The following is an 18036-nucleotide window of genomic DNA, read 5'->3' on the forward strand; positions in this document are numbered from 1 at the left end:
GTGACAGCTTCGGTACGGACGGTGAACTGCGGTGGTACGGGACTCCGGGCCCGCCCCGGCCGCAACTCCGGGAGGTTCTGTTACTTCGCGAGGTTCTGCGGCGGGATCGGTGACGCGGCGAGCGACTGCGGCGACGTCGGGCTCGCCAGTGCGGACGGGGCCGACATCCCGGCTGCCGAGTCGACCGGCGGCTCCTCCGTGTCGACCGTGACCGGACCGCCCACGACCAGGATGCCCGCCTCCTCCAGCGCGATCTTGAGCCGCCAGCGCAGCTCCCGCTCCACGCCCAGGGCCTTGCCCGGCATGGTCTTGGCGGAGATCCGGATGACCATCGAGTCGAGCAGTACGGAGTCCAGGCCCAGGATCTCCACCGGGCCCCAGAGCTGTTCGTTCCACGGTTCGGACTTGGCCAGGTCCTGGCCGGCGGTGCTGATCACCTCGCGCAGCCGCTCCAGGTTCTCGGTGGGCTTCACCTGGACGTCGACGGAGGCCGTCGCCCAGCCCTGGCTGAGGTTGCCGATCCGCTTGATCTCGCCGTTGCGTACGTACCAGATCGCGCCGTTCTCACCGCGCAGCTTGGTCACCCGCAGCCCGACCTCGATCACCTCACCGGTGGCGACCCCGGCGTCGATGCTGTCCCCCACGCCGTACTGGTCCTCCATGATCATGAAGACGCCGGAGAGGAAGTCGGTGACCAGATTGCGCGCACCGAACCCGATCGCGACACCGGCCACACCGGCCGACGCGAGCAGCGGCGCCAGATCGATCTTGAGCGTGGAGAGCACCATCAGGGCGGCGGTGCCGAGGATCACGAAGGACGCCACCGAGCGGAGCACCGAGCCGATGGCCTCGGAGCGCTGGCGGCGGCGCTCCTGGTTGACCAGCAGACCGCCGAGCGCGGTGCCCTCGACAGCCGTGGCGCTGCGGTTCATGTGCTCTATGAGCCGGGTGAGCGCGCGCCGGACGAGGGAGCGCAGCACGGTGGCGATGACCAGGATCAGGACGATCCGCAGCCCGATCGACAGCCACGTGGACCAGTTCTGCTGCACCCAGTCGGCCGCATTGGTCGCGGACTTCTGGGCGTCGTCGAGCGTGTCGGCCGTACCGGGCCGGGAGCTGTCACCCGCCGCTAGGGACCAGGCCACGGCGTGCACGGCGTTCACAGCGGAAACCTCCAGGGCAAGGGGGCAGAACCTCCACACTAACGGCGCATCACGCCGCTCTCCGCCGCGCTGACCGGCGGAGAGACGTATCCCACGCCCGGGGTATCGGCGGGAGTGGGCGGAACCCCGCACACGGCCGCTGGCGGCTGCTGAAAACCGCCGGTAACCGCGCGCGAACGGTCAGGAACGGCCAGGTGCGGACGAAAACACTCCGAGCCCGTTACCTGACGTTGGTGGCGCTTCCACCAGGCATGAGGAGAGACTGAGAGCAGATCGTCCCGGCGCGAGCCACGCGCCGCCGGCGTACAAGGAGGCATCCACCGTGCCGCACGTCCTGGTCCTCAACGCGTCGTACGAGCCGCTCGGCGTCGTACCGCTCCGTCGCGCGCTCGTCCTCGTCCTGGAGAACAAGGCGGTCTCCCTGGAGGAATCCGGCGCCTTCATGCACAGTGCCACCCGCATCGTCCCCGCGCCCAGCGTCGTACGGCTGAAGCGGTTCGTGCGCGTCCCCTACCGGGGGCCCGTCCCGCTCACCCGCCGTGCCCTGTTCGCGCGTGACGGCGGCCGCTGTATGTACTGCGGTGGCGTCGCAACCAGCGTCGACCATGTCATCCCGCGCAGCCGCGGCGGACAGCACCGCTGGGACAATGTGGTGGCCGCGTGCCGCCGCTGCAACCACGTGAAGGCCGACCGGCACCTGCTGGAACTGGGCTGGCGCCTGCGCCACCAGCCGGCCCCGCCGAGCGGCCTCGCCTGGCGCATCATCGGAACCGGCCACCGGGACCCGCGCTGGCTGCCGTATCTGCAGCCGTTCGGAGCGGAGGACGCGATGGCGCGGATCGACGGCGTGTCGGCCTGAGGGGCGGGGGCTTGCGCTCGGTGCCCGGTGCCCGGATCTGAGGCGCCGGGTCGCCGTGCCACCGCGGGCGGGTGCGCCCAGTGCCCGTTCGGTGTGCCGGAATTGCCCGATCGGGTGGCGGTGTGGACAATTCCCTCTGCGGGGAACTGAATGTGACCCGGCTCACGTTGGTGAGACGAATACGGATGGGGCCGCGCCCGCTGGGTAGGGCTTGGATCCAACCTCGTCGCCGACCTTACGGAGATTCTCGTGGGCGCTTCAGCGCAGCTTCTGCTCTCGGCCCTGTCCAAACCTGTCCCGGACACCGTTCCGGAGCTCGTGCCGGACCTGATGCCGGACCCCGACGCGAGCACCAGCTCCATGGAGCTGCCGCTGACCAGCGAACCCCCGCTCTCCGATGTCGCCCCCCTCACCAGCGAGCCGCCGCTCGCCGACTTCACCCCGTTGACCAGTGAGCCCACCGCATACGGAACGGCTGCCGGGATCTGACCGCAGCCTGAACGGGGAGTCCGTATGAGCCTTGCCAGGCTCGCCGCGCTGCATGGAGTCGCCACCAGCTACGCACCGTCCGGTGATGTCACCGTCCCGGTCTCCGACACCACCGTCGTCGCCGTGCTCGCCGCGCTCGACATCGACGCGTCGACACCTGAGGCGGTGGGCGCGGCGCTCGCCCGCCACGAGGCGGCCCTGGCGGACCGGCTGCTGCCGCCGACCGTGGTGGCCAGGCCGGGTGAGCGGCCCCCGGTGGTGCGGGACCTTCCGCCGGGCACCCGGCTGCGGATCGAGACCGAGCAGGGCGCCGTCCTCGACAAGTGGCAGGAACTGCCGCTCGGTGTGCACCGGTTGCGGGCCGACACGGCCGACGGGCGTACCGCCCGGGCCGCGCTCGTGGTCGCACCCGAACGGGTGCCTCAGCCGCCCGGCCGCGGCCACGGCTTCCTGGTGCAGCTCTACTCCCTGCTGTCCGCCCGCTCCTGGGGCATGGGCGACCTCGGTGACCTCGCCGAACTGGCCGCCTGGTCGGGGCGCGTGCACGGCGCCGGATTCGTCCAGGTCAACCCGTTGCACGCGGCAGTGCCAGGCGCGCCCACCGACCCCTCCCCGTACCGGCCTTCGTCGCGGCGCTTTCCCGACCCCGTCCATCTGCGGGTCGAGGCGGTCCCCGAGTACGCATACACCGGGGACCGCGGCCATCAGGACCGGGCCGCCGCGCTGCGTGAAGCGGTGCTCGACGGGGGCGCGCTGATCGACCGCGACGCCGTATGGGCGCTGAAGAAGGAGGTCCTGGAGCTGGTCCACGAGGTCCCGCTCGGACCCGGCAGACGCGCGGCCTACGCCGACTACCTCGCCGACCAGGGCCGTCCGCTGGAGGACCACGCCACCTGGTGCGCGCTGGCCGAGGAGCACGGACCCGACTGGCACAGCTGGCCCGCGCCGCTCCGCGACCCCCGCTCGCACGGCACGGCCCGCGCCCGCGCGGCGCTCCAGCACCGCGTCGACTTCCATATGTGGCTCGCCTGGCTGACCGACTCCCAGCTCGCCGACGCGCAACGCGCCGCCCGCGAGGCGGGAATGGAGACCGGTCTGGTCCACGATCTGGCCGTCGGGGTGCACCCGGACGGCTCGGACGCCTGGGCCCAGCAGTCCGTCTTCGCGGCGGGGATGTCCGTCGGCGCCCCACCGGACGCCTTCAACGCGCGCGGCCAGGACTGGGGCCTGCCGCCCTGGCGCCCCGACGCGCTCGCCGCCTCCGGATACGCGCCCTACCGCGGCCTCCTGAGGAACATCCTGCGGAACGCGGGCGCCCTCCGGATCGACCATGTGATGGGGCTCTTCCGGCTCTGGTGGGTACCCGAGGGCGGCGATCCCACCACAGGAACATATGTCCGTTACGACGCCGAGGCGATGCTCGCCGTACTCGTACTTGAGGCCCACCGGGCGGGCGCGGCCGTCATCGGTGAGGACCTCGGCACCGTCGAGCCGGGCGTACGGGAATCGCTCGCGCGCCGGGGCGTCCTGGGCACTTCGGTGCTCTGGTTCGAGCGCGACTGGAGCGGTACGGGCCGGCCGCTGCCGCCGGAGGAGTGGCGCGAGGAGTGCGTGGCCACCGCGACCACCCACGATCTGCCCCCCACCGCCGCCCGGCTGACCGGTGAACATGTCGGACTCCGCCACCGCCTGGGCCTGCTGACCCGCCCGCTGGGCCAGGAACAGGCCGAGGACAGGGCCGAACTCGCCGACTGGCTCGGCTTCCTCTCCCGGCTCGGGCTGCTTCCCGAGTGCTCCGGCGACGAGGAGGGCGAGGTCCGCGCCGTCCACCGTTTCCTGCTGCGCACCCCGGCCCGGATGACCGGCATCTGGCTGCCGGACGCGGTGGGGGACCGCAGGCCGCAGAACCTCCCCGGCACCTGGGACGAATATCCCAACTGGCGGCTGCCGGTCGCCGGCCCGCAGGGCAGGCCCATGACCCTGGAGGAAGTGGCCGCTTCGCCCCGTCTGCACCGCCTGATGGCTGAGTTCCGGTCGCGTACGGCACCCCCGGGCGCGCAGACCGCATAGCCGTTCGCTACGTTTGGTCCGTGGACAAGAAGAACGCCCTGCGCGCCGGAGCCGTAGCAGCCGGTACGACGCTGATGATGCTGCTCATGTCGTCCCCCGCGCTCGCGCTGACCCGCGACGACGGCGACGACCCCGGCCCCGGCCTGAGTGTCTTCGACACGGTCGGCCTCTTTGTGATCACACCTCTCGTGCTGTTCGGCATCATCGCCGGACTGGTGATGGTCCTCGACAAGTCCCGCAAGAAGGCCTGACACCCGCCCTCTTCAGGGGAAGTTCCCGAAGCAACGGAAGCCCCCGAAGCAACGGGAGCACCAGAAGTACCGCAAGCGCCAGAAGTACCTGGAGATGCCGCGGAGCCGTACGGACGGCTCCGCGGCACCTCTGCGTTCCGGGCCGGACCTCCGGAGACCGTGGGGGATAGGTTGCGGGCATGACCGAGTGGGACATCCGCAAACTCCAGATCCTCCGCACCCTGAGCGAGCGGGGCACGGTCACGGCCACCGCCGATGTGCTCCGGATGACCCCCTCGGCCGTCTCCCAGCAGCTCTCCAACCTGGCGAAGCAGCTCGGCGTACCGCTGCTCGTGGCCCACGGCAGACGGGTCAGGCTCACCGACGCCGCCCATCTCGTGCTCCGGCACGCCGAGGCGGTCTTCGCCCAGCTGGAGCGGGCCGACGCCGAACTGGCCGGCTACCTCCACGGGGAGGCGGGCGAGGTCCGGGTGGGCGCCTTCTCCACCGCCGTCCCCGCCCTGGTGGTCCCCGCGGTGGCCGCGCTGCGCCGCAGCCACCCCGCCGTCGATGTCCGTATCCGGGAGGCGGAGGCGGCCGAGGCGTACGAACTGCTCTCGCGCGGCGACGTCGACCTGGCGATCTCGCTCGCCGCGCACGCCCCGACCGCCCGCGATCCGCGCTTCACCCGGGTACCGCTGCTCGCCGACCCGCTCGACGTGGCGCTGCCCGCCGGGCACCCGCTGGCGGCGGCCGAGGGGCTGCGGCTCGCCGATCTCTCCGGCGAGGCCTGGATCTTCGGTGGCAGCGGCCCCTGGTCGGAGATCACCACGGCGGCCTGCGAGGCCGCCGGTTTCGTCCCCGAGCAGGCGCACAGCGCGGCCGGCTGGACGGCGATCCTGGCCATGGTGGAGGCGGAGATGGGGGTCGCGCTGGTGCCCAGGATGGCGGTGGGCGGGGAGCGCCGCCCCGGGGTCGTGACCCGGGTGCTCAGTGCCGACCAGCCGCTGCGCCATGTGATCGCGGCGGTGCGGCGCGGGGCCGAGGAGCGCTCCGCGACCGGCCGGGTACTGGACGCGCTGCGCGAGGTCGCGGAGGAGCAGGGCGGCCACCCGTAGCATCGTTCAGATTCACTGAATGGATTCTGTGGAAACTTTCGATGGACGCGATCGTTGGTTCTGGGTGACAGTCGGACCATGACTTCCACCGACGCACCGAGCTCCCAGGACCCCCACGCCAACGACGCGGCCCCGTACGGCGGCGGCGACCCGTACGCCGACTACCGCTCCGGTGACCACGCCTTCACCGAGCTGGTGGACCTGGCCGACCGCCGCCTCGGTGCGGGCGTCGTCGCGGCCAACGACGAGTTCTTCGCCGAGCGCGAGAACCTGCTCGTCCGCGAGCGCGCCGTCTTCGACCCCGAGCGCTTCGGCCACAAGGGCAAGATCATGGACGGCTGGGAGACCCGCCGCCGCCGCGGTGCCTCCGCCGGGACGCCCTTCCCGACCCCCGACGAGCACGACTGGGCGCTCGTCCGGCTCGGTGCCCCCGGCATCATCCGCGGGATCATCGTGGACACCGCCCACTTCCGCGGCAACTACCCGCAGCAGATATCGGTCCAGGGCGCCCTGGTGGAGGGCTCCCCGAGCCCGGACGAGCTGCTCGCCGACGACGTGAAGTGGGAGGAGATCGTCCCGCGGTCCCCCGTACTCGGCCACGCCGCCAACGCCTTCGAGATCACCGGCGACCGCGTCTACAGCCACGTCCGGCTCTGCCAGCACCCCGACGGCGGTGTCGCCCGCCTCCGGGTGCACGGCGAAGTCGTGCCGGACCCCGAGTGGCTCGACCTGCTCTCCACGGTCGACCTGCTCTCGGTGCTCAACGGCGCCGCCTACGAGGACGCGTCGGACCGCTTCTACTCGTCGCCGACCCAGATCATCCTGCCCGGCACCTCCCGCAAGATGGACGACGGCTGGGAGAACCGCCGCCGCCGGGTCCGCGACACCAACGACTGGGTGCGCTTCCGGCTGGCCGCGCAGGGCGCCGTACGCGCCGTGGAGATCGACACCGCCTACCTCAAGGGCAACGCCGCCGGCTGGATCGCGCTGAGCGGCCGGGACGGCGAGTCGGGCGAGTGGTTCGAGATCATCCCGCGCACCCGGCTCCAGCCCGACACCCTGCACCGCTTCAAGCTCCCCGCCGATGCGGTCGTCACCCACGTCCGGCTCGACACTTTCCCGGACGGCGGGGTGGCGCGGATGCGGCTGCACGGCACGTTCACCGAGGCGGGCACGGCCGAGCTGCGCCGCAGGTACAACGGGTCCTGAGCCCCCGGATCCGATTGAACGAACACCGCTGACACCTCTGTCCGGAGGCCGGGGGGAAACCCGCACAGAGGAAGGGGCGGGCGGGCGCGTCCTGCCGGACCGCACCCGCCCGCCCCGCACTCACGGCCTAGGCGTGCGCCGCCGCCGCGTCCGCCGCCTGGGCCCGCAGGGCGCGCTCCACACCCGAGCGGGACTCCGAGACCAGCCGCCGCAGCGCGGCGTTCGGCCCCGCGGACTCCAGCCAGGCGTCCGTCGCGTCCAGCGTCTCCTGCGACACCTGGAGCCCCGGGTAGAGGCCGACCGCCACCTGCTGGGCCATCTCGTGGCTGCGGGACTCCCAGACCCCCTTGACCGCCGCGAAGTACTTCTCCGTGTACGGGGCGAGCACCTCGTGCTGGTCGGTCTGGACGAAGCCGCCGATGACCGCTTCCTGGACGGCGTTGGGCAGCTGGTCGGACTCCACGACCGAGGCCCAGGCCTCGGCCTTGGCGGCATCGGTCGGACGCGCGGCACGGGCGCTCGCCGCGTGGCGCTCACCCGCCGACGTCTGGTCGCGCTGCAGCTCCGCCGCGATCTCCTCCTCGTCGAACCGGCCGACCGCCGCCAGCCGGTGCACGAACGCCCAGCGCAGCTCGGTGTCGACGGCCAGGCCCTCGATCGACTCCTCGCCTTCGAGCAGCCCGTTCAGCAGGTCGAGCTGGAGCGGTGTGCGCGCCGTCGCCGCGAAGGCACGGGCCCACGCCAGCTGGTGGTCGCTGCCCGCGTCGGCGGCCCGCAGGTGCGCCAGCGTCGCGTCCGTCCACTGGCTCAGCCCCGCCTCGCGCCAGGCCGGGTCCGCGTACAGGTCGAGTGCCAGCTTCACCTGGCGGTGCAGCGACTGGACGACGCCGATGTCCGACTCCTTGGAGATGCCGGAGAGGACGAGCGCCAGATAGTCGCGGGTGGCCAGCTCGCCGTCGCGGGTCATGTCCCAGGCGGAGGCCCAGGACAGGGCGCGCGGCAGCGACTCGGCGAAGTCGCCCAGGTGCTCGGTGACGAAGCGCAGCGACTCCTCGTCGAGGCGGACCTTCGCGTACGACAGGTCGTCGTCGTTGAGCAGGATCACCGCGGGGCGCGGCTTGTCCTGCGGGAAGGACACCTCGGTGCGCTCACCGTCGACGTCCAGCTCGATGCGGTCGGTACGGACGAGCCTGCCGTCCCCGTCCAGGTCGTAGCAGCCGATCGCGATGCGGTGCGGGCGCAGCGTCGGCACGCCCTTGGCGCCTGCGGGCAGCTCCGGCGCCTCCTGGCGTACGGCGAAGGAGGTGATGCGGCCTTCGCCGTCGACCTCGATCTCCGGGCGCAGGATGTTGATCCCGGCGGTCTCCAGCCACGCCGTCGACCAGGCCTTCAGATCGCGCCCCGAGGTCTTCTCCAGCGCGCCGAGCAGGTCCGAGAGACGGGTGTTGCCGAAGGCGTGCTCCTTGAAGTACGCCTGGACGCCCTGGAAGAACTCGTCCATGCCCACATAGGCGACGAGCTGCTTGAGCACCGAAGCACCCTTGGCGTACGTGATGCCGTCGAAGTTGACCAGCACATCGTCCAGGTCGGTGATGTCGGCCATGATCGGGTGCGTGGACGGCAGCTGGTCCTGGCGGTAGGCCCAGGTCTTCATGGAGTTGGCGAACGTCGTCCACGAGTGCGGCCACCGGGAGCCGTCCGCGTACGCCTGGCACGCGATCGAGGTGTACGTGGCGAACGACTCGTTCAGCCAGAGGTCGTTCCACCACTCCATGGTGACCAGGTCGCCGAACCACATGTGCGCCAGCTCGTGCAGGATGGTCTCGGCGCGCGTCTCGTACGCGGCGTCGGTGACCTTGGAGCGGAAGACGTACTGGTCGCGGATGGTCACCGCGCCCGCGTTCTCCATGGCGCCCGCGTTGAACTCCGGCACGAAGAGCTGGTCGTACTTGGCGAAGGGATACGCGTAGTCGAACTTCTCCTGGAACCAGTCGAAGCCCTGCCGGGTGACGTCGAAGATCGCGTCCGCGTCGAGGAACTCGGCCAGCGAGGGGCGGCAGTAGATCCCCAGCGGGACGGTCACGCCGTCCTTCTCGTAGCTGCTGTGCACCGAGTGGTACGGGCCGACGATGAGCGCCGTGATGTACGTCGAGATGCGCGGCGTCGCCTCGAACTCCCAGACGCGGTCACGCGGTTCGGGCGTCGGCGAGTTGGAGATCACGGTCCAGCCCTCGGGGGCCTTAACGGTGAACTGGAAGGTCGCCTTCAGGTCGGGCTGCTCGAAGTTGGGGAAGACCCGCCGTGCGTCGGCGACCTCGAACTGGGTGTACAGGTACGCCTGGTCGTCCACCGGGTCGACGAAGCGGTGCAGTCCCTCACCGGTGTTGGTGTACGCGCAGTCCGCGACCACCCGCAGCTCGTTCTCCCCGGCGAGCAGCCCGGGGAGCGCGATACGGGAGTCCGCGAAGACGGCGCCGACATCCAGCGGCGTCCCGTTCAGGACGGCCTCGTGCACGGTGGGTGCGATCAGGTCGATGAAGGTCTCTGCCCCGGCCTCCGCGCTCCGGAAGCGCACCGTGGTCTCGGACCGGTAGGTGCCTCCCTCCTGCGCGCCGCTGAGGTCGAGGTCGATCCTGTACGAGTCGACGGTGAGCAGGCTCGCACGCTGCCGTGCCTCTTCGCGGGTCAGATTTGTGCCGGGCACCCGGGTCATCTCCTCGGTATGTGACGTTTCCGCTCATCCTTCCACGCCCCGCGGCGTGCCAGAGGGCGGGAGGGGGCGGATACGGCGGAGCGCACGGCTCCGCTCCACCCGCGTGCGGGGAAGCGGAGCCGTGCGCTCCGGGGAGGGGGCGGGCTCAGGCGCTGAGCTCGGCCGCCACCAGCTCCGCGATCTGGACGGCGTTCAGCGCGGCGCCCTTGCGGAGGTTGTCGTTGGAGACGAAGAGGGCCAGGCCGTTCTCCACGGTCTCGTCGTTGCGGATGCGGCCCACGTACGACGGGTCCGTACCGGCGGCCTGCAGCGGCGTCGGGATCTCGGAGATCTCCACGCCCGGGGCGGCCCTCAGCAGCTCGTAGGCGCGCTCCACCGTGAGCGGGCGGGCGAAACGGGCGTTGATCTGGAGGGAGTGGCCGGAGAAGACCGGGACCCGGACGCAGGTGCCGGAGACCTTCAGCTCCGGGATCTCCAGGATCTTGCGGGACTCGTTGCGGAGCTTCTGCTCCTCGTCCGTCTCGAAGGAGCCGTCGTCGACGATCGAACCGGCCAGCGGCAGCACGTTGAAGGCGATCGGGCGCTTGTAGACACCGGGCTCCGGGAAGTCCACCGCGCCGCCGTCGTGGGTCAGCCGGTCGGCGTCGGCGACGACCTTGGCCGCCTGGCCGTGCAGCTCGGCCACACCGGCCACGCCCGAGCCGGACACCGCCTGGTAGGTGGCGACGGTCAGCGCTTCGAGGCCGGCCTCGCCGTGCAGCGGGCGCAGTACCGGCATCGCGGCCATCGTCGTGCAGTTCGGGTTGGCGATGATGCCCTTGGGGCGGTCGGCGATGGCGTGCGGGTTGACCTCCGAGACCACCAGCGGGACCTCGGGGTCGCGGCGCCAGGCGGAGGAGTTGTCGATCACGACGGGCCCCTGCGCGGCCACCTTCTCGGCGAGCGCCTTGGAGGTGGCGCCGCCGGCCGAGAAGAGCACGATGTCCAGACCGGAGTAGTCGGCCGTGGACGCGTCCTCGACGGTGACGCCCTTGCTCTGCCAGGCGAGAGTGGTGCCCGCCGAGCGCACGGAGGCGAACAGCCGCAGCTCGTCGACCGGGAACTCCCGCTCGGCGAGGATCTTTCGCATGACTGTGCCGACCTGACCGGTGGCTCCGACGATTCCGACCCTCACGGTGACTCCTCCGTACTCACTGCGCACCTGCTGCGCGTGCTGACTGGCCAGGGTGGCCACGGCCGGCCGCACCATCATGCGTACGACCGGCGGCGCCTTGTCCAATCCATTGTCCGGGGTACGGACGGATCCGCCGTCCGGGAAACGGACAGCGGGGCAGGCGCCGGTTCTGGCACCTGCCCCACTGCTCAGCCGCTCACACCTCATCCGGCGTGGTTGCGGCGTTCACCACAGTTACGGTGTGACGTCCGTGATCCGGACGCTGCCGGTGCCCGCGACCGTGCCCCGGGCGTTCAGCAGCTGCACCTGGCCGAAGAGCTCGCGCCCGGCGGGCGGCGGCGCTGCCGCGACGACCCGGGCGCTGACCTTCGCCGATGCGCCGGTGGCGAGTTTCACCGGCTTGGCCGCGTCCACCTCGACCGAGCCCAGCGACGGCGCGAAGTACACATCGCGGTAGCTGTACGTCGTCGACCCGGCCGGGACCGCGTAGCCGTCCACCTCGACGGTGTACGTACCGGCGGCCGGCTTCAGCAGGCTGACCGACTCGTCGGAGCCCCCGGTCGCGGACGAGCCGACCTGGGTGGTGCCCCGGTAGACGTACAGGTCCAGGTCGGCCCCGGTGTCCGAGGTCCCGCCGATGGACACGTCGAACCGGTCCACGCCCTCCGGGACGGTGATCGTGGTGGTCCTGCTCTCGCCTTCCTTGATCGTCGGGGTGGCCTCGTCGGACGAGCCGAGCGGGCCGCCCTTCAGCGTGCCGTCGATGGCGGCGAAGCCGTTGCGGACCTTCCACTCGACCGGCGCCGGGGTGCCTGCCTTGGCCTCGGGGAGGGTCTGGACGGCCGGGTCGAAGGCGGCGCCGAGCAGCGCGACATCCAGCTTGTACGGGTTGTCGAGGTAGGGCGATGTACGGCGGGCCTCGACCTCGATCTCCCAGACACCCGGAGCCGGGTCCGCGTAGGACCGCAGATCCGGACGGCAGGTGTTGGCCGGGTTGTCGTAGTTCGGGTAGCAGCTGGGCGTCGATGTGTCGTCCACCGGCACCCCGTACGGGTGGATGGAGATGAAGCGGGTCTGGCTGCCCGAGCGCAGCGCGCTCATCCCGACCTCAAGTGCCTTGGCGCCCTCCGGCACCGTCAGGAAGTACGACGTGGTGCCGTTGCGCTGCACCGAGCCGGAGTGCTTGACGGTGTACGACGGCTTGGCGAGCGGCTCGGAGACGACCACGGTGGCCATGATCTGCTGGTCGGTGCCGACCGTCTTCGGGTCGTCGAGCTGGAGGATCGCGCTGTGCGCCCCGGCCGACGCGGGCCTGGCGCGTACGGTCACGGTCACCGCCCGGCCCAGCGGCAGGGACACCTTCGCCGGTCCGGCCAGCTCGAAGGTGCCGTCGTTGTTGCGGAAGGACAGCCGGTGCGCGACGGCCCGGTCGGGTCCGGTGGTCCGTACGACAGTGACCTTGTACGTCTTCTGCTTCCCGGCCTTCAGACCGCCCTCGCGGTCGTAGATGCCGGTGCCGTACCCGGGGGTCTTCAGGGCGTCGTCGATCGCGGTGTCGACGGGCGCCTTGACGGTGTACTCGTGTGCGGCGGCCTGTCGTGAGTCCGCGGCCTTCTGGATGTTCTTCCAGGCGCCGACGATATTGATCAGACCCGCGCCCTCGGCGTGTGCCGGGACGCCCTTGATGTGGGTGGCGGTGCTGGTGAGCGCGGTTCGCAGATCGGCCGGGGGCAGCTCGATGTGCCGCTGCTTCGCGGCCGAGAGGAGCAGCGCGCTCGCTCCGGCGGCCTGCGGGGAGGCCATCGAGGTGCCCTGGAGCATCGAGTACCCGGCGGGCAGTGAGTAACCCGCCTCCTTCACCGGGGCGCCGGGCAGCCAGGTCTGAGTGGAGTTGACGGCGGCGCCGGGCGCGGAGAGCGTCGGTGTGAAGCCGCCGTCCTCACGCGGGCCGCGCGAGGAGAACGGCATCATGTCGTTCTTCTTCGTCACGCCGGACCCGTAGTCGGCGGCCCAGGTCTCCTTGGAGATGGTCGCGCCGACGGAGATCACATGGTCGGCGAGGCCGGGGTCCCCGATGGTGTTGAGGCCGGGGCCCTCGTTGCCCGCCGAGATGACGAGCTGGACGCCGTAGGTGTCGATGAGGCGCTTGTAGAGCTCGTCGCGCGCGTTGTTCCCGTCGTTGAGCGGGGGCAGCCCGCCGATCGACATGTTGACGATGTCGACACCGCGGTTGACGACCAGGTCCATCATGCCCTCGGTGAGCGCGACGTTGGTGCAGCCGCCGTTCCAGGCGCAGGCGCGCGACGAGACGATCTTCGCGCCGGGCGCCGCTCCGTTCATCGCGCCGCCGAACAGACCGTTCGCCGATGTGATGCCCGCGACATGGGTGCCGTGCTCGCTCTGGATGACACCGATGTTGACGTAGTCGGACCTGTCGCCCGCCGCGTCGTAGACGACGTTCTTCCGGCTCTCGACCACGAAGGGGACCCGCTCGGCGACATCCGTCCTCGGGTCGTCCTTGCCGAAGTAGCCGATCTGGAACTTGTCCTTGTACGGCTTCATCGCGGTGTCGTCGGTGAAGTCGCCGTTGTTGTTCAGATCGACCCGTACGGTCCCGGCGACCGGGTCGTACAGCACACCCCACACATCGGTGGTGTCGCCGTCCCGGTTGAGGTCGCCCGCCTCGTCGCCGCCGGTGGTGACCTTCTCGGCGAAGGTCTGGAAGCGGTACGAACCGGCCGGGGCCTTCCAGGTGCGGCCGGCCGCGGTGAAGGACGGGCCCGTGACCGCGCTGTTCATCCGCAGCCAGGTGCCGTCGCCGTCGGAGACCGGGTCGGTCGCGGTCACCCAGTCGACGATCTTCCGCTCCCCGGTGCTGGTCTTGCGCAGCGCGGGGTGGCCCAGGTCGACACCGGAGTCGAGGATGCCGATGGTCACGCCCCGGCCGTCGGCCTTCGGGTGCTGCTTCACGAAGCCGACCGCTCCCGTCTCGAAGGACGGGTTGTACGGGTTTCCGGCCGGGGTCTTCCGGCCAGGGGCGGCGTAGGGCCCGGCGGACGCCTTGGACGTGGCGCCCTTCGCGGTGTCACCGGCCGGGGTGGGGTCGTCCAGCTCGATCTCCTGCTTGAGGTCGATGCCGTGCACGGAGGCGAGCTTCGCCGCCGCCTTGAGGGCCGAACCGGCCCTGGGCGTCGGCAGGGCGGCCCGTACGTACCCCAGCTTGTCGTCGGTCCTGCCGACGATCGCCCCGGGCACGGCGTCGAACTGCTTGCGCACCTGGGTGGTCGCGCCCGGCGCCGTCGCCACCATGACGGTCACGGACTTCGTGCCGTCCTGCTCGGCCCGCCCGAGTAGCTGCGCGTCGGAGGCGCCGAGCTTGTCCGACGCCGGCCCGGCGGGCTTCGCGGCCTTCATGCCGGACGGCGCGGGTACGTCCTGACCCGCTGCGGCGACCGCGGGCACGGCGCCGGCCGCGGCGAGAGCGAGGACCACGCCCGCGGCGGCCGCGATCCGGGCCGCGCGTCTCGCCCGGGTTATGGAGCTGGGGAATTCGAGGCTCATCTGCATCCCTGTATGTGGAAGAAAAGGTCCGGAATCCGGAGCTTGATGACCGGATCTTTACCTAAATGACCCTCTCTTGGGGAGAGTTGGCCATCGCCCGGCTGCCTCTTGGCGGACTTCCGCCATACGCCACCACGGTCATAGCGGGCCGAAACCGATCAACCGCGGCCCCGCCCGGCCGCGTCCGCGCCCCGGGGACCGCGGACGGTCACGGGTGATCCCTGTGCAGTGATCGGTGTCGCCTGTTGCGGCCTCGTTCACGCGGAGGCCATGCCCGCTGCCAACCATCCCAAGGAGCGGGGGAGAACCTGCCCCGCCGCCCTTGCAGACGCGTCCGCACCCGGGGAGACCCAGCCATGTCACGTATGCGTTCCGCCGCCCGCGCACTCGACCGCCGCGCCTTCCTCGCCGCAGCGGGCGCCGCAGCCGTATCGGCCGGCGTCGGCGCCGCCGTCGGGACCGGCGGGGGCGCCTCCGCCGCCCCGACCGCGCCCGGCGCCGCCGCACCCGCCGCACTCCGCTCTTCGCCCGCCGCGCCCACCACACCCGCCGCGCCCACCACACCCGCCGCACCCTCACCGGCCGGCACCACCCTGCTCACATCGGCGGCCCCCCGCACCGGCCACCCCGGCAGCGGCTACCGGAGGCTGGGCGACGGCCCCGGCTGGGACCGGGTCGTACGGGACCGGCTCGCCACCGCACGCTCCGGCCGCGCCGCCCGGCGCACCGCGCTCGCCGCCTTCGTCCAGCTCACCGATCTGCATCTGACCGACGTCCAGCACCCGGTGCGCGGCGAGTTCCTGCGCCCCGCCGACACCGCGGCCTGGCGCCCGCACGAAGCGCTCACGGTGCCCGGCGCGGTCTCCCTGATCGAACGGGTCAACGCCCTGCGCACCGGTCCCGCCACCGGGGCGCCGCTCTCCTTCGTGATGACCACGGGGGACAACACCGACAACAACTCGCACGCCGAACTCGGCTGGTTCCTCGGGGTGATGAGCGGCGGGCGCATCACCCCCAACACCGGCGACCCCGGCCGCTACGAAGGGGTCCAGGACTCCGGAATCAAGCATTTCTGGCACCCGGACAGGGCGCTGCGCGACACCGACAAGCAGCGCGGCTTCCCGCACATCGAAGGCTTCCTCGCGGCGGCCGTACGCTCCGTGCACAGCCCGGGGCTGCGGATGCCCTGGTACTCGACCGTCGGCAACCACGACTCGCTGAGCAGCGGATCCATGGCGGCCCGCGGCCACTTCCTGGCCGACTTCGCGACCGGCGGGCGGAAGCTGTACGAGATCCCGGCCGCCGAGGCACGGGCCCAGCTGGCCACCGACCAGAAGAACGGGGACTACGACGGCAGCCACTTCGCCGCCCTGGTCCGCAGGCACACCAGGGACCTGCGCCCCGTCACCCCGGACCCCGCCCGCGCCCCCTTCACCCCGCGCGAGTACCTCACCGCCCACCTCGACCCCGCCCACACCGGCGCCGGACCGGCGGGACACGGCTACACCCGGGCCAACCTCGAAAGCGACACCCTCTACTACACCTTCCGGGCCGCACCCGGCGTCCTCGGCATCAGCCTCGACACCACCGGCAGGGGCGGCCACTTCACCGGCACCATCGGCACCGCACAGCTCAACTGGCTGGAGCGGACGCTCAAGACGCACCCGGACGAACACATCCTGGTCTTCAGCCACCACAACAGCTGGACCATCACCAACACCCACCCCGACCCGGCCCGCCCCGGCGAGCGGAACCACTCGGGGGACGAGATCGTCGCGCTGCTCGGCAGCCACCGCAACACGCTCGCCTGGATCAACGGCCACAGCCACCGCAACAAGATCCAGCCGCACGGCTCCTTCTGGGAGGTCACCACCGCGTCGCACATCGACTTCCCCCAGCTCGCCCGGGTCTTCGAGCTGGTCGACAACCACGACGGCACGCTCTCGCTCCTCACCACCCTGGTCGAGTCGGCGGCCCCGCACCGCACGGACTTCACCGACCTCACCCGGACCGGACTCGCCGCGCTCTACCGGGAGCTGTCCTTCAACGCGCCGGGCGCCCGTACGGACCTCTCGGGCACGGCCGGCGACCGGAACACCGAACTGGTCATCGGGAAGCGCTGATCCGGGTCAGCGGGGCAGCACCACCACACGGGCGGCCGGCGCCCGGTCCTCGGCGGCCATCAGGGCGGTACGCACCACCGTCGCCTGCTGCGCGGGCGTGTCACGCAGCTTGGCCGGCGTCAGATGCACGACGGTGATGCCGAGCCGCTCCAGACGGTCGCGCTTACGGGCGTACGGCGAATCGAGCACGTCGTCCTCGCCGCCACCGCGCGCCCCGCGTCCGGCACTTGCCCGGGAGGCCGCCCGGGTGTCCAGCTCCACCGCCACCGCCTCGTCGGGCCAGTAGACGTCCACTCCGCCCAGCGAGGGCCCGCCCGGCAGCCGCAGCTCCACATTCCAGAGCGGGTCGGGCAGTCCGTGGTCGCGCACCAGCCCGTACAGCCGGTCCTCGGCGAGACAGCGCCCCTCCGCGAGCAGTGAGTCCACCGCGCGCGCCACGTGGTCCCGCGAGAGCAGCCGGGCCAGCTTCAGCTCCCTGACGAGGGCGGCCGGTTCGCAGTGTCCGCCGCGTACGGCCTCGGTGAGCAGCCGCCGTACCGCGTCCGCGTCCGGGAGTCCGGCGACGGCGTCGGCCAGCGCCCGTTCCACCGGGGCCACCGGCACTCCGGCGATCCGCTCGGCGAGCGGCAGGGTGTGGGCGCGGACGATCCGGGCGCACCCCGTGGAGCGGAGCCTGCGGGTACGCGGCACCAGCACGTCGATCCGGTCGGCGGAGATCAGCGGGGGAGCGGCCGAGAAACGGTGCAGCGCGAGCGCTGCGAGGCCGGTGACCATCGTGTTGCCGTAGACGTCCGGCGGACCGCCCTGCACCGCGCCCTGGCGTGGCTGCGACGGCACCTTCCCCGCCCTCTCCACCGGTGGCCGCCCGGCGTACAGCAGCGCGGCGTGCAGTCGCTCCTCACCGGTCGGCGGGCCCGGGTGCAGAACGAAGACCCCCGGCAGCAGCTGCTGCCAGGGGCCTCCGGGCCGGCACTGGGCGGCCGCGCGGGCCGCCGTCACCCCGTGCTCACGCAGCTGCGGCGCCGAGAGCACCCTGCTGTGGACACCGGCGGAGTGACCGGGGGAACGGGAGGAGAGCGGGGACGAGGTCTCCCCGCAGAGGGAGGTATCGCGGTTCATGCACCGGAGATGCCCATGGTCCCGCCGTCCACTAACCCCTGTTACACAACTGTCGGCAAAACCGGACAACACCGTCCTAAAGTTAACGGGGGAGTTGGCCGAGCGGGGGGCGGGCCCCCAGGGGACGGGGCCCGCGCGCCCCCCGGGAGCACCCCCCCCCTGTTAGACCCAGCAGCGCCCGCCCCCGGGCCGCCAGCCCCCCCCCCCC

At 71.7% G+C, this 18036-nt stretch carries 12 protein-coding genes; 7 read left to right on the top strand and 5 right to left on the bottom strand.

Annotated elements, in window-relative coordinates; all coding sequences use genetic code 11:
* Positions 1–80 precede the first annotated feature (80 nt).
* Entirely contained in the window at positions 81–1154 is a 1074-nt protein-coding gene (locus ACFXBC_RS07535) for a mechanosensitive ion channel family protein (protein ID WP_385019797.1), read from the bottom strand.
* 331 nt (positions 1155–1485) lie between these two features.
* Here ACFXBC_RS07535 and ACFXBC_RS07540 point away from each other — a divergent pair, with 331 nt between their 5' ends.
* The 6 genes from ACFXBC_RS07540 to alc all read left to right on the top strand — a co-directional run bounded on the left by ACFXBC_RS07540 (position 1486) and on the right by alc (position 7138).
* The gene (locus ACFXBC_RS07540; RefSeq protein WP_164265239.1) at positions 1486–2022 is read left to right on the top strand and encodes an HNH endonuclease; all 537 of its coding nucleotides are present in this window, start codon (positions 1486–1488) and stop codon (positions 2020–2022) included.
* Between the two features lie 249 nt (positions 2023–2271).
* A complete protein-coding gene (locus tag ACFXBC_RS07545; protein ID WP_385019760.1) occupies positions 2272–2511 on the top strand; it encodes a hypothetical protein in 240 nt (79 codons plus the stop codon).
* Between the two features lie 24 nt (positions 2512–2535).
* Positions 2536–4581, top strand: a complete 2046-nt coding sequence (gene malQ, locus ACFXBC_RS07550; RefSeq protein ID WP_385019762.1) for a 4-alpha-glucanotransferase — start codon at positions 2536–2538, stop codon at positions 4579–4581.
* A gap of 20 nt (positions 4582–4601) precedes the next feature.
* Positions 4602–4832, top strand: a complete 231-nt coding sequence (locus ACFXBC_RS07555) for a hypothetical protein (RefSeq protein WP_385019763.1) — start codon at positions 4602–4604, stop codon at positions 4830–4832.
* A 179-nt stretch (positions 4833–5011) separates the two neighbouring features.
* Positions 5012–5929: a LysR family transcriptional regulator gene (locus ACFXBC_RS07560; RefSeq protein ID WP_385019765.1), complete on the top strand. Its 918-nt coding sequence runs from the start codon at positions 5012–5014 to the stop codon at positions 5927–5929.
* 78 nt (positions 5930–6007) lie between these two features.
* Positions 6008–7138, top strand: coding sequence for an allantoicase (alc, locus tag ACFXBC_RS07565; RefSeq protein WP_385019767.1), 1131 nt, complete (start codon positions 6008–6010; stop codon positions 7136–7138).
* Between the two features lie 127 nt (positions 7139–7265).
* On the opposite strand, the gene pepN is transcribed toward alc, so the two are convergent.
* The 3 genes from pepN to ACFXBC_RS07580 form a co-directional block, all read right to left on the bottom strand.
* On the bottom strand, positions 7266–9842 hold the full coding sequence (gene pepN / locus ACFXBC_RS07570; RefSeq protein WP_385019769.1) for an aminopeptidase N: 2577 nt from the start codon (positions 9840–9842) through the stop codon (positions 7266–7268).
* Between the two features lie 154 nt (positions 9843–9996).
* Complete coding sequence (locus tag ACFXBC_RS07575; protein ID WP_385019771.1) at positions 9997–11025, bottom strand: aspartate-semialdehyde dehydrogenase; 1029 nt, start codon at positions 11023–11025, stop codon at positions 9997–9999.
* 234 nt (positions 11026–11259) lie between these two features.
* Positions 11260–14592 (bottom strand): S8 family serine peptidase, encoded by a 3333-nt coding sequence (locus ACFXBC_RS07580; RefSeq protein ID WP_385019773.1) that lies wholly within the window; start codon positions 14590–14592, stop codon positions 11260–11262.
* A gap of 350 nt (positions 14593–14942) precedes the next feature.
* Between ACFXBC_RS07580 and ACFXBC_RS07585 the strand changes: the two genes are divergently transcribed.
* The gene (locus tag ACFXBC_RS07585) at positions 14943–16709 is read left to right on the top strand and encodes a TIGR03767 family metallophosphoesterase (protein WP_385019775.1); all 1767 of its coding nucleotides are present in this window, start codon (positions 14943–14945) and stop codon (positions 16707–16709) included.
* Between the two features lie 6 nt (positions 16710–16715).
* On the opposite strand, the gene ACFXBC_RS07590 is transcribed toward ACFXBC_RS07585, so the two are convergent.
* On the bottom strand, positions 16716–17828 hold the full coding sequence (locus ACFXBC_RS07590; protein ID WP_385019777.1) for a hypothetical protein: 1113 nt from the start codon (positions 17826–17828) through the stop codon (positions 16716–16718).
* Positions 17829–18036: the final 208 nt, after the last annotated feature.

Origin of the sequence: Streptomyces sp. NPDC059398 (assembly GCF_042751845.1) — a bacterium.
GTDB lineage: Bacteria > Actinomycetota > Actinomycetes > Streptomycetales > Streptomycetaceae > Streptomyces.

Excerpts from the sequence above, each read along its gene's own strand:
- malQ (WP_385019762.1), top strand. The coding sequence starts at position 2,536 with ATGAGCCTTGCCAGGCTCGCCGCGCTGCATGGAGTCGCCACCAGCTAC.
- ACFXBC_RS07560 (WP_385019765.1), top strand. The coding sequence starts at position 5,012 with ATGACCGAGTGGGACATCCGCAAACTCCAGATCCTCCGCACCCTGAGC.
- alc (WP_385019767.1), top strand. The coding sequence starts at position 6,008 with ATGACTTCCACCGACGCACCGAGCTCCCAGGACCCCCACGCCAACGAC.
- ACFXBC_RS07580 (WP_385019773.1), bottom strand. The coding sequence starts at position 14,592 with ATGCAGATGAGCCTCGAATTCCCCAGCTCCATAACCCGGGCGAGACGC.
- ACFXBC_RS07585 (WP_385019775.1), top strand. The coding sequence starts at position 14,943 with ATGTCACGTATGCGTTCCGCCGCCCGCGCACTCGACCGCCGCGCCTTC.
- ACFXBC_RS07590 (WP_385019777.1), bottom strand. The coding sequence starts at position 17,828 with ATGAACCGCGATACCTCCCTCTGCGGGGAGACCTCGTCCCCGCTCTCC.